This is a genomic window from Nocardia sp. NPDC051990, assembly GCF_040680755.1.
Taxonomy (GTDB): domain Bacteria; phylum Actinomycetota; class Actinomycetes; order Mycobacteriales; family Mycobacteriaceae; genus Nocardia.
Genome location: NZ_JBFAXH010000024.1, coordinates 64795 through 79699, shown reverse-complemented (window position 1 = coordinate 79699; position 14905 = coordinate 64795). Strand labels below are relative to the sequence as shown.

At 64.4% G+C, this 14905-nt stretch carries 16 protein-coding genes; 9 read left to right on the top strand and 7 right to left on the bottom strand.

Going from position 1 to position 14905, the window contains the following annotated elements; all coding sequences use genetic code 11:
- Positions 1–286 precede the first annotated feature (286 nt).
- Positions 287–649 carry a hypothetical protein gene (locus AB0L63_RS29760; RefSeq protein WP_364507490.1) on the top strand — a complete coding sequence of 121 codons (363 nt, stop codon included), beginning with the start codon at positions 287–289 and terminating at the stop codon, positions 647–649.
- Between the two features lie 529 nt (positions 650–1178).
- A complete protein-coding gene (locus tag AB0L63_RS29755) occupies positions 1179–1925 on the top strand; it encodes a class I SAM-dependent methyltransferase (protein WP_364507488.1) in 747 nt (248 codons plus the stop codon).
- A gap of 263 nt (positions 1926–2188) precedes the next feature.
- Here the strand turns inward: AB0L63_RS29755 and AB0L63_RS29750 are convergent, their stop codons facing one another.
- Positions 2189–2659 carry a polyketide cyclase gene (locus AB0L63_RS29750; protein ID WP_364507485.1) on the bottom strand — a complete coding sequence of 157 codons (471 nt, stop codon included), beginning with the start codon at positions 2657–2659 and terminating at the stop codon, positions 2189–2191.
- A 107-nt stretch (positions 2660–2766) separates the two neighbouring features.
- Between AB0L63_RS29750 and AB0L63_RS29745 the strand changes: the two genes are divergently transcribed.
- Entirely contained in the window at positions 2767–3147 is a 381-nt protein-coding gene (locus AB0L63_RS29745) for a hypothetical protein (protein ID WP_364507482.1), read from the top strand.
- Between the two features lie 56 nt (positions 3148–3203).
- Here AB0L63_RS29745 and AB0L63_RS29740 read toward each other — a convergent pair whose 3' ends face one another.
- Entirely contained in the window at positions 3204–3548 is a 345-nt protein-coding gene (locus tag AB0L63_RS29740; protein ID WP_364507479.1) for an aldo/keto reductase, read from the bottom strand.
- 1 nt (position 3549) lies between these two features.
- Positions 3550–5070, bottom strand: a complete 1521-nt coding sequence (locus AB0L63_RS29735; protein WP_364507476.1) for a class I adenylate-forming enzyme family protein — start codon at positions 5068–5070, stop codon at positions 3550–3552.
- An 805-nt stretch (positions 5071–5875) separates the two neighbouring features.
- On the opposite strand from AB0L63_RS29735, the gene AB0L63_RS29730 reads away from it, so the two are divergent.
- The gene (locus AB0L63_RS29730; RefSeq protein ID WP_364507473.1) at positions 5876–6286 is read left to right on the top strand and encodes a nitroreductase family deazaflavin-dependent oxidoreductase; all 411 of its coding nucleotides are present in this window, start codon (positions 5876–5878) and stop codon (positions 6284–6286) included.
- A gap of 45 nt (positions 6287–6331) precedes the next feature.
- Here AB0L63_RS29730 and AB0L63_RS29725 read toward each other — a convergent pair whose 3' ends face one another.
- Positions 6332–7849, bottom strand: a complete 1518-nt coding sequence (locus tag AB0L63_RS29725) for an FAD-dependent monooxygenase (protein WP_364507470.1) — start codon at positions 7847–7849, stop codon at positions 6332–6334.
- A gap of 110 nt (positions 7850–7959) precedes the next feature.
- Between AB0L63_RS29725 and AB0L63_RS29720 the strand changes: the two genes are divergently transcribed.
- A complete protein-coding gene (locus tag AB0L63_RS29720) occupies positions 7960–8406 on the top strand; it encodes a carboxylesterase family protein (RefSeq protein ID WP_364507467.1) in 447 nt (148 codons plus the stop codon).
- 60 nt (positions 8407–8466) lie between these two features.
- Here AB0L63_RS29720 and AB0L63_RS29715 read toward each other — a convergent pair whose 3' ends face one another.
- The gene (locus tag AB0L63_RS29715) at positions 8467–9354 is read right to left on the bottom strand and encodes a LysR family transcriptional regulator (protein WP_364507464.1); all 888 of its coding nucleotides are present in this window, start codon (positions 9352–9354) and stop codon (positions 8467–8469) included.
- Between the two features lie 71 nt (positions 9355–9425).
- Between AB0L63_RS29715 and dapA the strand changes: the two genes are divergently transcribed.
- Positions 9426–10436, top strand: a complete 1011-nt coding sequence (gene dapA, locus AB0L63_RS29710; protein WP_364507461.1) for a 4-hydroxy-tetrahydrodipicolinate synthase — start codon at positions 9426–9428, stop codon at positions 10434–10436.
- Here the strand turns inward: dapA and AB0L63_RS29705 are convergent.
- Positions 10375–11571 carry a DUF418 domain-containing protein gene (locus AB0L63_RS29705; protein ID WP_364507458.1) on the bottom strand — a complete coding sequence of 399 codons (1197 nt, stop codon included), beginning with the start codon at positions 11569–11571 and terminating at the stop codon, positions 10375–10377. The two genes, dapA and AB0L63_RS29705, sit on opposite strands and share 62 nt — an antisense overlap.
- A gap of 103 nt (positions 11572–11674) precedes the next feature.
- Here AB0L63_RS29705 and AB0L63_RS29700 point away from each other — a divergent pair, with 103 nt between their 5' ends.
- Positions 11675–12466 (top strand): TetR/AcrR family transcriptional regulator, encoded by a 792-nt coding sequence (locus tag AB0L63_RS29700; protein ID WP_364507455.1) that lies wholly within the window; start codon positions 11675–11677, stop codon positions 12464–12466.
- Here the strand turns inward: AB0L63_RS29700 and AB0L63_RS29695 are convergent.
- Positions 12431–13234 carry an aldose 1-epimerase gene (locus tag AB0L63_RS29695; RefSeq protein WP_364507452.1) on the bottom strand — a complete coding sequence of 268 codons (804 nt, stop codon included), beginning with the start codon at positions 13232–13234 and terminating at the stop codon, positions 12431–12433. The genes AB0L63_RS29700 and AB0L63_RS29695 overlap by 36 nt on opposite strands.
- Before the next feature lie 152 nt (positions 13235–13386).
- Here AB0L63_RS29695 and AB0L63_RS29690 point away from each other — a divergent pair, with 152 nt between their 5' ends.
- On the top strand, positions 13387–13917 hold the full coding sequence (locus AB0L63_RS29690) for a GtrA family protein (RefSeq protein ID WP_364507449.1): 531 nt from the start codon (positions 13387–13389) through the stop codon (positions 13915–13917).
- A gap of 57 nt (positions 13918–13974) precedes the next feature.
- Positions 13975–14904: an LLM class flavin-dependent oxidoreductase gene (locus AB0L63_RS29685; RefSeq protein ID WP_364507446.1), complete on the top strand. Its 930-nt coding sequence runs from the start codon at positions 13975–13977 to the stop codon at positions 14902–14904.
- Position 14905 lies beyond the last annotated feature (1 nt).

Here is a 14905-nt window from a genome sequence, read left to right as displayed (position 1 = left end):
AACATCCTCGGCCACAACATCATCCAGCATCAGCCGACAAGCTACCGCAGAATCAATCACCATGCAGCACAACGAAATACAACTGTCGTGCTAGTTCTTGCCTGGGCTCTGACTGGTAGGTCAAATCGATTGAGTCGCAAACAGGTTCATGCATGGCCACTACCAGAAGTGGGAAGACTCACCCCTTGACTAGTGATCTGGCACACATCAAACTCTGATTACTCCAGCACTTCTGGAGACTTGTCGGCCGACATGGTGAGTTCTAAGCGAATCGAGGGTTCGGGCTATGACGACGAGTATCGCGGCCGTATCGGCTGAAACCGAAGTACCTGCTGCGGATTTCGACACGACACACCTCAAGGAGAACCTGCGCTGGGGCCACTTGTTCTGGCCGGGCTCCGCGGCGTTGACCGAGGAGCAGATCGACGATCGAGTAGCCCGCTACCAGCGGTCGCTCGAGCGCTTCCGGGCCAGCGGCATGCAGGGCAACTATCTGCCCGACGATCTGGAAGTGGACTCGGCGTGGCATGCGCACCAGTGCGATCCGATCGGGTACGCGGAGTTCTGCACCCGCTATTTCGGCGGCATTCTCGCCCACACGGTAACGCTGTGTGTCTGCAAGTTGGTCGATCTCGACCAGAAGAAGTGATCCGCGCTTCGTGGTAGCCGAAGGGCATCCGCGCCTCGGCCCCCGATTCATGCTTGCGCAACTGAAAGGAGGTGGCTCGTGGAATCGATCCTGAACGGGATCGCTGCTCTCGTCGCAGGGCCGGCACCGCCACCGCTCGCACCCGTAGGCAACTGCAAGAATTGATCCGTGCGGCGTAGCTCCCCTGCCGGGGGAGCTACGCCCCGGCGCCAACTATCCGACCGTACGTGCGTCCGGTGGTGGCCGGACAGCTCACTGCTCGTGTGGACCGACCGCACTGTTTCTACAGCCATGAATTGCAATACGGCCGTCCAGCTTTCGAGGGACCAACGATGAAGATTTCGATCGAGCAGCCGACGAGCCCGACCTCGGGCATGCGTCACGCTCCGTTATCGGAACCGGCCGACCCGCTCGACGTGGTGGGTCACGCTCTCGGTATGACGGTGGAGAAGATCGTCCCGAAGGACACTGGCACGATCCCGCCGTTGCGCCGTGGCTCATCTCGTGTCACAGACTTTTCCGGCCGGTCATGACGACCACCTCCGGACACATCACGCGAGAAAACTGGGCAGATGAGTTCTTCGACGAAGGTTTCCGCGAAACATTCACCATCCTAGGTAGATACGATGACACCGAGAGCGAGATCGAGGCGATTGTCGCCTTGCTCCGATTGCCCCTCGGAGCGCGAATACTCGATGTCCCTTGCGGTTTCGGCCGTCACGCCGGACCGCTCAGTCGGCGCGGCTATCGCGTAGTCGGTATAGATAACTCGCCGATACAACTCGACGACGCCCGCCGTCGATATCCTGACTGCACCTTCGTCCTGACAGATATGCGAACGCCGCCCGCAGGTCCATTCGACGCAATTCTGAACCTGTGGACCAGCTTCGGCTTCTTCGACACCCGCGAGGAAGACCTTGCCGCCCTCGCGGCCTGGGCCGACGTTCTCGTGCCCGGGGGCAAGCTCGTGATGGAAATCGATACTCTCGAATACTTCGAGCATCGTGTACGCAACGGTAGCGAATTGATCAGTACGCAGCTGGTCCAACGGTCCGATCTCGTTGGTCACGCTCGATATGATTGGACCGCCCAGGAACTCAACCTCCACTGGAGGCGCCCTGGATGGTCTCGACAGTGTCGGCTCCACATGTATTCCCGCCCACAACTCGAGACAGCAATCTACGAAGCCGGATTTGGCCACGTGGCATTCGCGGGCGACTTTCATGGCCGTCCGGTGGACCTGGACAGCGGAACCGTCATTGTCGTAACCAAGTAGCACGCGGCACTTTCAAAACGCGGACCGACCCGATCGCCCTCGCGAAGAAAGACGTTGCTGCCGAGAGGATTTCGATCGTCTGTTCCAGCTCGGCGATCTTTCGCTTCTGCTCGGCTCAGTGGCTGGCCCGCAGGGATACCCCTGAAGCCACCGCGATGTACCCCATGCGTATCACCGGGATCGAACCATTCAGCTACTGAGCGTCCGCTGCTGGTGGGCGCGGTGGGCACCTGCTGAAGATGCCCACCAGCCTGGCGGATCGCCTACTTCTTCTCCACGGTCCTGGCGAGCAGGCCGAGCGAGGCCCGCAGCACGGATTCGGGAAGAATCGGGAAGATTCCCATGTCGCGGTAGGTCGCTGGGATCTGGCTCCAGTCGTAGTACGACGTCACCGAGGTGCCGATCTCGCTGGGTTCCACGCGGTAGCCGTAGCGGTGTTCGATCGGCACCTGGCCCTCTCGGCCGACTGTCCATGCGATATGGGCGTCCTGTTCGAATGCGGTGATGGTCACCGTGACGTCGTACTTTCCCATCTCGGGAAAGTCATTGAGCGATTCACGGTCCATATGCACGACGAATTCATCTCCAACCGCGGTGATGAATTCGCCTTCTGCGGATTGCAGCATGCCCGTGCTGTCGATCGACACATGCCCTTCGGGTGAGCACAGCAGGGCGAAGATCTCGGCCGGCTGTGCCGCGATCTCCCGTCGGACTTCGAACCGTTCTTCAGTCATGGGATCCATCCTCGCACAATCGTCGTGCGGAAGCTGATGAAAGACGTTTCAGTGATCGCTCCCAGCGAGGAATCCCCCGCGGCATGCCGACCAGACCGAAATAGACTTTGGTACAAAGTATTTCGCTGAACTTCACCGCCTTTAGCTCCGTCGTTCGGATATCATCCCCGCACACTGTTGATAACCCACTGTGGCGTGATGCGGAGAGCTTCGGAGCCAATGTCGCAGCCGCACAGGGGCATTCCCCTGCCGGGCTGCTGGAGAGCCTCGTTCATACCTTCAATGTCGCAGCCGCACAGAGGAATTCCCCTGCGGAGTCGCTGGAGAGCCTCGTTCATATCTTCAATGTCGCTTCTGGCCGGATTTCCGAGCCGGACGAGGTAGCGGCACTGATCACCTTCGTCGTTTCCGACAAGTCCGCCATCATCGTGGGGGCGGACTTCGTTATCGACGGCGGCACCATCAAGACTTCCTGGCATCGGCACTAGCCGACCGAGGTGGGTGGCGGATCATCGAAAGGGCGGCTTGTGCGGCGAATACGGGATCACACCGACCAGCCGCCAGGTCGGCGATTGCCTGCATGCTCGACATCTGCCAGGCCGGGGCGTTGTAGATCGCCACACACGGGATCCTGCCCCTGCTGGACGAGATTGTCCATGCCACAAAGGATTTCCTCGACCGATGTCGTAAAATCCCATACTTGCCGGTACAGCAGATCGATGTAGTCCGCATTCAGCTGCCGGAGACTGGCTTCTACCGAACCGTGCAGGCTCTTGCGGTGAGCGCCCCCGGAATTCGGGTTCCCGGGTCGGCGCAATGTCGTGTACTCCGTTGCCGGCACCAGGCTGTCGCGGACCTCCACCGAGTCGGCGGCAGCCACTTCGGGCATGTCAGCCCTTGCCGTATCTGAGTTCACGTTTCAGGATCTCGCCGCTGCCTGCCTTGGGGAGAGCACCGACGAACTCGACGATCGTCGGGCGCTTATAATGGGCAAGCCGACCCTCGAGCCAGCCGAGTAGTTCCGTCTCGTCGAGCTCCTGACCGCGGCGCAGCACCACGACCGCTTTCACGGTCTCACCCCAGTGCGGGTGGGGTACGCCGACGACGGCGGCCTCGAGCACCGAAGGGTGCGCGCCGATCGCGTTCTCGACCTCGACCGAGTAGACATTCTCTCCGCCCAAGATGATCATGTTCTTGAGCCGGTCGTGGACGTAGAGGAATCCGTCGTTGTCGATCATCCCGATATCACCGGTACGGAACCAGCCGTCGGCGGATATCGCGGCCGCGGTCTCCGCGGGTTTGTTCCAATACCCTATGGTCAGTTGTGGCGTCCGCAGCCAGATCTCGCCGTCTTCACCGGTGCCGACGTCGCGACCGGTGGAAACATCGACGATCCGGCACTCGCAGTTGGGGTGGATGCGGCCCACACTACCCGGATGCCGGTCGACCTCCCCCCGGCGCAAGACCGGCGCGACCGCCACCCCGGCACAGGTTTCGGTCAAGCCGTAACCCTGCGAAAAGCCGGTCTGCGGCAGCATCTCCATCGCCTCGTCGATCAGCGAGCTGTTCGAGGGCGCGGAGCCGTAGATGATCACCTCGAGACTGGACAGGTCGAAGGCCTCGGCGGCGTTCTCGGCAACCAGACTGGCCAGCAGGGTCGGCACCAGGCTGGTGTGGGTGACACCTCGGTCCTCGACGGCGCCGGCGATCGCAGCGACCGAGGTCCCCGACGGGATGACCACCTCGCCGCCCAGATGCACGCAACACGTCACCGAGCTCATCCCGCTCATACGAAACATCGGCAGGCAGGCCATGTACCTCATCTCCGGATACAGCGCCCAGGCTGCCGCCGCCTGCTGGCCCATCTCCCGCAGATTTCGCTCGACCAGCTGAATGCCCTTGGGCTCGCCGGTGGTACCGGTCGTGTAGGCCAGCAGCACGAGGGACTCGTCGGTTTGATCGGCGTCCGGCGCGTAGCCGGAATCCCCTGCGGCATACCAGCGCTCGAAGTCGGAGCCTTCGGGTCCGTCCAGCCGGACCACCGGGCACTGTGGGTCCAACCCCGATGCCAACTCCCGCTCGGCGAAGAGCAGGGAGGGGTTGCAGTCCTCCAGAACAGCCCCGAGCTCGGCCGCCGTCAGCCGCCAGTTCAGACCGACCAGCACAATGCCGGCCCAGGAGGCGGCGTAGACGAGCTGGACGTAGGCCAAGTCGTTGTGCGCGAGCACCGCCATCCGGTCTCCCCGGCGTAGACCGGCAGCGTGCAGCCGGTCCGCGATTCGCGCCACGTCCCCGGCGAACTCCGCATAGGTCTGCGACCCCGCAGGCGCGCTGATCGCACGGCATCCGGCGCGGTCCCGGGCGTGCCCGACCAACAGGCCGGCCAGCGTCGGGGGGTGAGGGATGGTCATCGGCGTCTCCCTAGATCCTGGCCGCGACCGCAGCCATCTGCCCGGCGTACCGGATGGTCGATATCCCATGCGTGCCAGATCACGTGGCCACCGGTTCGATCTCGTCGACGACGAACTACCGCACCCAGGCGACCTGTCGGGCGAACGCCAGGTGGTCTCGAAGCTCGAGGAACTCCTGCTCCCTCTTCTGCATTCATATCTCTCGCTGGTCGGAACCGTGCAGGCACTAATGCTCGGGCTCCGGAAAAGGCGACCACCGCACAGGTGCCCACCGTCCCGCGATCAGTCGCGGGTCCCGAAGATGCTGTCGGGGATCGTATCCAGGACATAATCGAGTTGTCACGCGATTCGAAAGGACGCTTGTTCCTCTGGGTTCCGGTGCCCACGAATGACAAGGTTATGGACTCAGCCGACACAGATCCCCCTTTCGCGAGCTAAGTCCTGATCGTAGCGGTTGCTCGAGATTCCATGTGGCGCAATGGTGTCGGCCATCGGATGGCCAGGGTGCGCCGATGATCGTCACCGGAGGAACCATCACGATCGGCCTCCTGATTCCGGTCGGCCCGGCGCCGTTTCCCGCTGGTATGCGTCGTTCAACCGTGGCGCGCAATGCGCACAGCCGACTGGGATCCCGACGACGCCTGCGGCCACTCGATCGGGATCCAACCGGCGTGCAGATGGGGTTCGATCTCGTCGCGGGACAGCGGCGGAGCGATGAGCAGGCCCTGCGCCCGGTGACAAGGCTCGGGCCGGAATTTCCGGCGCGATCTGCGGGTTGGTGCGGAAAACAAGCGATGGGAGTGCAGTGAACGACTTCAATGTGCAGGTGATCAATGAATTCCGCGCCAATGCGGGCAAGGTCGGCGGCACGTTCGAGGGTGCGCAGATGGTGCTGATCACGACGACGGGCGCCAAATCCGGCCGCCTGGTTACCAGCCCGCTGGTCTATCTCCCCGACGGCGAACGCATCGTGCTCATCGCCTCGAACGGCGGCGCCGATAAGCATCCGGCCTGGTACCACAATCTGCGCGCGAATCCGGAATTCACCGTGGAATTCGGTACCGAGAGCTATCCGGCGAAGGCCGAGGTGGTGACCGGTGCCGAACGTGACGAACTATATGCGCGGATGGTCGAGATCATGCCGGGATTCGGTGAGTATCAAGCGAAGACGTCTCGGGTGATTCCGGTCGTCGCGGTGTATCGCCAAGTGGCCTGAAGGTGTGCCAGCCCGGTCCATGCCGGCCGGGCTGGCGGCAGCTGTTCAGGATTTGTGACCGAACCAGCGTCGCAGCGCTTCGTCGAGTCCATCATGCTCACCGGAATCCGCGGCCCAGACCACGTAACCGTCCGGCCGGATCAGCATCGCGGAAAGCTTATGTAGTGCAATGGGTTTCGCGGTAACGATGCGTACCGGATCCGACCACGGCCGCGCGATCGTCCGCAGCTCCGCGGAATCGGCCAGATCCAAAAGGATTGCACGACCGTCGGCGCAGTGCGTGCCGACGCGACTGCCGTCGGACAGCTCGATATCCGGTGCGAGCGCGCCGATCAGATCGTGACCATCACCGAGGTCGTAGCGGTGCAGCACGCCGGAAATCCTCTTGAAGATCGCGGTGGCGCCGTCGCGGGTGGCGAGCAGATCGATCATCACCGCGCGTAATGCCTTGCTGCGTTGATCGAGTCGCATCAGGGCGACTTGGGCGCGGGTCCAGTCCAGCACCCATGCGCCGACCGGATGACGTTCGGCGGTGTAGGTATCGAGCAGCGTTTCGCTCACATCGCCGCGCACCACGGCGGCCAACTTCCAGCCGAGGTTGACCGCGTCGCCGATGCCCAGATTGAGGCCCTGACCGCCGAACGGTGAATGCACGTGGGCCGCGTCTCCGGCCAGCAGCACCCGCCCCTTGCGATAGTCGGTGACCTGGCGCGTGTTATCGGTGAACCGCGTCGCCGAATGCACGGCGGTGATCTCGACCGGCACACCCGATACGGCCCGCAGGCTGGCCTGCAATTCGGCCGCGGTGACCGGCGTTGTCCGGTCGGCGGGCGGGCCGTCGAGTTCCACGGTCAGAATCCGGCCCGGCGTCGGGCCAGTGGTATAGATCCCGGTCTCGGTGGTGTTCCAACCCGGCCGCAAACCCTCCGCGCCGGTCATTTCGACAACTGCCTGATGGCCGGTGATCTCCGGGTCCAGCCCCGGGAAATCGAATCCGGCCAGCTTACGGACGGTGCTGCGGCCGCCGTCACAGCCGACGAGCCAGTCCGCGCGGACGGTTCGGTCGTCGAGGTGGACGGTGACACCGGTTCCGTCATCGTCGAATTCGGTCAACGCCACACCACGCCGGACCTCGATCCCGAGTTCGGCGGCGCGCTGAGTCAGGATCGCCTCGATGGCCTGCTGGGCCACCAGCACCGCCTCGGCCCCAGGGCCGAGGTCGGCGAAGACCGGGTCGTCGAAGTCGATCTCGCTCGTACGGAGCATGATTCCCGCGAAATGACCGACGATCGGCAGGCGCTGGCCTGCGGTATTCGGTGCCATGCCCGCCGCGCGAATGCGCTGTACGGTCGCATTCTGCTGGTCGAGCAGTTCGGGCAGCATGCCACGACGGTAGAACGCCTGCGCGGTCGGCACATTGATCGCACCGGCCTTGATGGTCATATCGGGTTCGGTCAGCCGCTCGACCACCAGTACCTCGGCGTCGCCGAGGCGAAGTTCGCAGGCCAGCATCAGTCCGACCGGCCCGGCACCGGCGACGACCACATCGAATGTCTCGTTCATGAACTCGACTCTGCCGATGGGTGATTGCGGCGGGCTTGCGTCGCCTTGCATGCGTCTTGCATCGCGCCCGATGATGGTCGAATCCGCAGCTATTCCCAAAGTTCTGCGAGGTGCTCGAAATCGCAGATACTTACGGCGCCAATCGTCTGGGTGCTACGGCCGCGGATGTCTTCGCAGCCATCATTACCGATCGGGCCTTCCGCTCGGACACCCCGCGGATCGCGCAGTCCATCGCCGCCGCGGGCGCGCCGAGCTACGCCTATGAGTTCGCGTGGTCATCCGGCATCGAGGGGCTCGGCGCCTGTCACGTCTTGGAGGTGCCGTTCGTCTTCGACGCACTCGCGGGCGCGCACACCCTGACCGGCCCCAACCCGCCGCAACCACTCGCCGATGAAATCCATTCGGCGTGGGTGGCTTTCGCCGCGTCCGGAGATCCCGGGTGGGCGCGCTTCGAGGAGAATTCGCGGCTGGCACAGATCTTCGACAGTCCGGAGTCGAGAGTGGTGAGTGATCCGCGCGGGGACGAATTGGCGGCGCCGCGTAAGTCGGTCGCCTAAGTGCTCAAGAGGCGGTGGGGCCGACTCGGGCGATGCCGCTATGGATCCACCTGATCTTGGTTACCTGTCGAGTTTATCGGAAATCGTTGCGGCGGAGGCGCGTAGGGCGGCGCGGGCCGCCACGACGGCTGGGTGTCGACCGGTGCCGCGCCGGTAGGCCAAGTGGGTTTTGCGTCTGGTGGGCAGGGCCGTGAGCGCCACGTTCGGCGGTGGGGTGAGTGCGCCGAGTTCGGGGACGAGGGCGACGCCTTGGCCGGCCGCGACCAAGGCTAGGACGGTGCTGAAATCATCCACGTGATGACGGACCCGCGGGGTGAATCCGGCTGCCTGACAGGCCCGGATTGTCATGGTGTGGCAGAGCGTACCGGGGGTGCCGGCGATCCAGGAGGCGTCGTGGTGGTCTTCCAGCGGTGCGGTGGTCGGAGCGGCCAGATAGATGGTCTCCTCGAGGAGCGGTTCGGTGTCGAGGGCGGGATCGGGCTCGGCGGGCACGTAGTCGTACTCCTGGACCAGCGCGACGTCGAGCGTATCCGTGCGCAGCGCATCCGGGACGGTGGCCGGATCCAGTTCTGTCACAAGCAATTCGAGTCGCGGATGCTCGCGGCTCAGTGCCACCGAGGCCGGGGCGAGGATCGTGGCGACCGCGGTCGGGAAAGCGCCGATGCGCAGCGTACCGGTGAGTGTGGCCCGGGAGGCGGCGAGGTCGGCGGTGGCCTGTTCGAGCGCCGCGAGGATTGTCTCGGCGTGTTCGACCAGGGTGAGTGCGGCGGGTGTGAGGGTGACGCGTCGCCCGGTTCGTTCGAGCAGCGGTACGCCCGCTTCCCGCTCCAGTGCGGTCAACTGCTGGGAGACCGCCGACGGCGTATAGCTCATTGCCTCCGCGACCGCCGCGATCGTCGTGCGATGGGCCAGTTCGCGCAGCAGGCGCAGCTTTCGAACATCGAGCATCAGTTCAGCTTATGCTTGACCGAAGAAATGTGAACTAGACCTGAAGTATTGCGGGCGTCAGTGTTGAAACCATGGCGCTCACCGGTCTCTTCGTCCCTCTGATCACGCCGTTCGCCGCCAACGGCGAGCTGGCCGCCGACGCACTGGCGGCCCTGGCCCACGAGGTACTCGACGACGGCGCAACCGGCATCGTCGCCCTCGGCACCACCGCCGAAACCGCCACCCTTACCCCGGACGAACGCCAGCGCGTCCTCGATATCTGCGGCACTGTCTGCCGAGAACGCAACGCCCCCTTGATCGCCGGTGCGGGCACGAACTCCACCGCGGCTTCGGCCGAAGCGCTCTCCGCCCTAGGCCCCACTGTCACCGCCGCACTGACCGTCGTCCCCTACTACACCCGGCCGTCCGAAGCGGGCGTGCTCGCCCACTTCCGCCACCTGGCCGCCACCAGCCCGTTTCCCCTCATCGTCTACAACATCCCGCAACGCACCGGTCGCACCCTCGGCCCCGACACCCTCCACGAACTCGCCCGCATCCCGAATATCCTCGGCTTCAAACACGCCGTCGGCAGCATCGATGACACCACAACGACTTTCATGGCCGCCCTCCCACCCGACGTCACCGTCCTAGCCGGTGACGACCTGCACGCTGCACCACTGCTGGCCCTCGGCGCTGCCGGCGCCATCCTTGCCACCGCCCACCTGGCAACCTCGGCCTTCGCCTCCCTGATCCACCTCTGGCGCAACGGCCCCACCCAAGAGGCCCGCACCCTCACCCACCGCCTGATTCCCCTTTCCGCAGCCCTCTTCGCAGAACCCAACCCAGTAGTCATCAAGTCCGCCCTGGCAGCCCAAGGCCGCATCCCCACCCCCACCGTCCGCCTCCCCCTCCTCCCCGCCACTCCCGAAGCAACCACCGCCGCACTAGCGGCCCTGTCCCACCTTCCGGCACCCATCCTCGCTTGTGCTTCGCTCGTCGCGTCATCCCGACATTCTTGCTGCCTTCATGGTCAATTCGTCGTCACTGGCTGGGATTGCTGTTCAGACGGGTTGCACACCAGGTGGGCCGGTGGGCGTTGGTGATCCAGCGCAGGATCCATTCGGCGGGGCCGTAACGGAACCAGTGGAGCCAGATCGCGCTGAGGGCTAGTTGAAGGATGAAAACGAGCAGGGCGGTGGACATGGTGGCGAGCGGGGAGAAAGTGCCGGCGGCGAGGCCGATCCCGGTGAAGATCAGTAGGCCGATTGCTGATTGGGCGAGGTAGTTGGTGAGGGCTATGCGGCCTGCGGGGGCGAGGGCTGTGCGGATGAAGGAAGTGCGGGGGCTGTGCATTGCTCGGAGCAGGGTTGCGATGTAGGCGGCGCTGAGGAATGGGGCGGTGGCCACACTGATCGCCACCGCGAGTATGTGGCCGACGCCGCCGCCGATGGTGAAGAGGATGCTGCCCGCGAGGCCGATGGGGAACCCGATGAGCTGGATTCGGCGCAGGATGGGTTCGTCGCCATGTACGTGGGCGAGCAGTTTGCGGCGGCCCGCGACCGTGCCGAGTAGGAACATGGCGAGCGCGGTCGGGCCCTGCAGCGTAAGGGCTTGCAGGACAAGGAGTCCGAGTCCATCGAGGTGCGCACCGATGATCTCGCCCCAGCCGCCGAGCATGGCCTGCGTCGCGCGCTCGGCACGGGCCTGTGCCTCGGCGGTCGAGGGCAGCAGTGCCGACGCATCCATGAACACCGCGCCGAGCAGCAGGATCGCCAGGACCAAGCCGTACAGAATCGCCGCGACACGCAACGCGGTGCGGTCGCTGACCCGCCGCATCCAGAACAGCACCAAGCATGCCACCGCATAGGTGGTGAGCACATCGCCCGCATACAGGAACACGATGTGCAGCACACCGAGGACGAACAGGCCCCCGATGCGGCGCAGCATCCGTGGTTCGAAGGCGGCTCGCGCCGCGGCGGCCGATTCCATCTGCAGGGTGAAGCTGTAGCCGAACAGGAATGAGAACAGCAGATAGAACTTCATATCGACGAACACGTCGGACAATGCGCGCACGGCATTGTCCAGGGTGGAGGTGTACGCGGGATCGATCACCAGATTGCCGGGATAACCCGAGGCCATGAAGGTGATGTTGACGATGAAGATGCCCAAGAGGGCGAATCCGCGCAGGGCGTCGACATCATGCACTCGCGATCTGGAGGCGACCAGGTGATCGGTCATAACGTGCCACTTTCTTACAAAAGTATCCAAGGGATACTATCCAATAAATACTATCTCTCGGGCTAGTATCCGAAGAATCCGCGATCCGAGGAGGTAAAGAGCCGTGACCGACGAGGCGGTGCCCGCCGACCTGAGCAGGCTCTGGCGACTCCCGGCGCCCGCACGGCTCGGCCGACCGGCGAAACTCGACGTCGACCGGGTCGTGCGCGCCGCGGTGGATTTCGCCGATCGCTCCGGGCTCGGCGCGGTCACGCTACTGAAGGTCGCGCAGACACTGGGTTTCACGAAAATGGCGCTGTACCGCCACGTCGGTTCCAAGGACGAACTCTTTGAGCTGATGGCCGATTTCGCCATCGGACCGGCACCGGATCTCGGAATCGCACCCATCGACTGGCGGGCCGGTTTACGCCAGTGGGCGCACGCGATGCGCGCGGTCTACGCCGAGCATCCGTGGCTGCCGCAGATACCGATCTCCGGGCCGCCCCGCGGTCCGAACACGATCGGCTGGATGGATGCCGCACTGCGCGCACTCGCCGACACCGGACTCCCCTGGGCGACCAAGGCGGGCATCCTGATGCTGGTGAGCGGACATGTGCGACAAGCAAGTCTGCTCACCCAGGACGTCACCGAGGCACTGCGCGGCACCGGACTCGACGAAGCTCAGGTCAATCGGAACTACCGCCGCACCCTGGCGAAGCTCGTCGATCCGGACCGCTTTCCCGAGGCGGCGGCACTGCTTGCTGGTCCGCTGTTCGAAACGCCGCCGGACGCGGATACCGATGTGGCCGAGGACGATTTCGTATTCGCGCTGGAGTTGATCCTCAACGGTGTGGCCGCCGAGATCGACCGTGCATCGGACTCAGTCGAGCAGATGCCAGGCCCACGTGGTGGATAGTTCCAAGGGGTCACTCGCGGTGACCGGCCGAGGGTGGGTGTTGATGCCGTTGGGCGGACCGGATTGCGGCTCGACACAGGCGGCTTCGGGTTGCTGGTCGAAGATGACAACCCACTCGGCAGGACTGGTGATGGTCAATTCCAGGGCATGCGGCCAGGTCAGGGTGACAGCGGTGCCATCGGGCATCGCGAAACAGTCGTCCCAGGGGCAGGGTTGCGGGGTGATGCGGCCTCCGGTCGGGAGATAGTCGGGGCCGCGTTCCTCCTGCCACGCGGGGATGAAGTCGAGCTGGATGTCCTTGCCGGAGACCAGATTTCGCAGAAACCACGGATGCCAACCGACCTGCGCCGGAAACGGTTCGCCCGCTGTTTCGACCCGCATGGTGAGGGTGACCGAATGCTCGGCGAGCTGGATCTCCTGGGTGACTCGCCCGTGATACGGCCAAGGGGCGGTGAGTTCGCAGCTCAGGGCGGCGGTGGAGGCCGTGGCGCTGAGGACGTGCCAGGACCGGTCGCGGGCCGTGCCGTGGATGGCGTGTGGGTCGGCGTTGATCGGCATCTGATGCAACGTGCCACCATATCGGAACTGCCCCAATCCCATTCGCCCACACCAGGGCGCCATCGGAAATGCACCGTACCGCGCTCCCTGCCGCAACAGCTCCAGCTCACCGACCCGGAAACTGGTCAGCCGCCCGCCATTGTCCGGATCGATGCTGACCTGCGCCTTTCCGGCGGTCAGCACAACACTGGAATTGCCGGCATCGACCATTTGGGCTCGTCCTCCGACTAGGGGTCAGGTAAAACACACTGCCATGAGCAGCTTGGTCCTGACCAACAAAGCACTGAAGGTCGCTTACCTGGTGCGACCGGTGCGGGCATGCTTAGGTGGCATCGGCGGCCGGAAACGTGAGGTGGCAGATTTTGCTGGATATAGCGCGGGGAGTGACCTTCGTCCAGGTTGCGCTCGACCGGATCCCGGATCCGTACCGGTCGTATCTGATCCAGCGGCGTGAACTGCTGAAATTCGCGGTGGTGGGTGCGATCACCTGGTTCATCGACACCGGGATCGTCTATGCGCTGAAGTTGACGGTGCTTGGGGAGAAGCCGCTCACCGCACGCGTGCTCGGGGTGCTGATCGCGACGATCGTGTCGTATGTGCTCAATCGGGAGTGGTCGTTCCGGACCAGGGGCGGTCGGGAGCGGCACCATGAGGCGGCGCTTTTCTTCGCCATCAGCGCGCTCGGGATCGGTGTCACGCTATCGCCGCAGGCGGTTGCGCTGTACGTGCTCGATATCCGGGTGCCGCACGTCAGTCCGGTCACCCAGGCCGTGTCGAACTTCATCACCGGCCAGATTCTGGGTGTGCTGCTCGCTATGGCGTTTCGGTATTGGGCGTTTCGGCGGTATGCCTTTCCCGACGATCTCGTCCAATCCGAACTCGAACCGCGGTAGGTCACTTACCTGCGACGTAATTGCCTCGAATCGGCAACTGGGCCGAAGATCGCCGGTATGACACACATCGGCCTGCTGCTCCCCAGCCGCGAAACCTCGATGACCGGCGAACACGATGCCGCCGGATTGGTCCGGTTCGCGCGAGCCGCCGAGGATGCCGGTTTCGATTCGGTGTGGATCGGTGATTCCCCGCTGGCGCGAACCCGAGTCGATCCGCTGCCGCTGCTCGCCGCCGTCGCCGCGACCACCGCACGTGTCCGACTCGGCACCGCGGCACTCACCGCGACATTGCGTCATCCCCTGCTCGGCGCCCACACCGCCGCCACCGTCGACCAACTCAGCAATGGCCGGTTGATCCTCGGACTCGGCGCCGGATTCCCACTACCCGAGAGCCGGGACGAATTCGCTTCCGTCGGTGTGCCTTTCGACCAACGCGTCGGGCGACTTGATGAAACGGTGGCCATATGGCGCCGGAGTTGGTCCGGCGGAACCGAATTCGACGGCCGCTACTGGCAGCTAGACGACCTCACCCGCACGCTCCCCGCCGCGAGCCCGGCCGGTCCCCCGCTATGGCTGGCGGGCAGCGACACACCGCGGGTGCTCGAACGGGTGGCCCGCCACTACGACGGCTGGCTGCCGTTCCTACCCGACCCGGACGCCTACGCCCGCGCGTGGCACACCCTGCGCGAAAAGACGACCCGTAACATCACCCCCGCCCTCTACGCCACCATCAATATCAACCCGGACTCGGCAGCCGCGCGCACTGAACTCGATGGCTACGTCCGTCGGTACTACCGCCGATCCCTGGACGAAATGTCCACGATCCAAGCCTATTTCGGTGGCTCTGCCGACGAATGCGTCCACTGGCTCGGGCGATACCTCGACGCGGGTGCGCAGCATTTGGTGCTGCGCATCGGCTCACTGCAGGCTCACCGCCAACTGGATCTCCTCGCCGACGCGCTACTGCACGTCCGCCCAACGGCTTGAG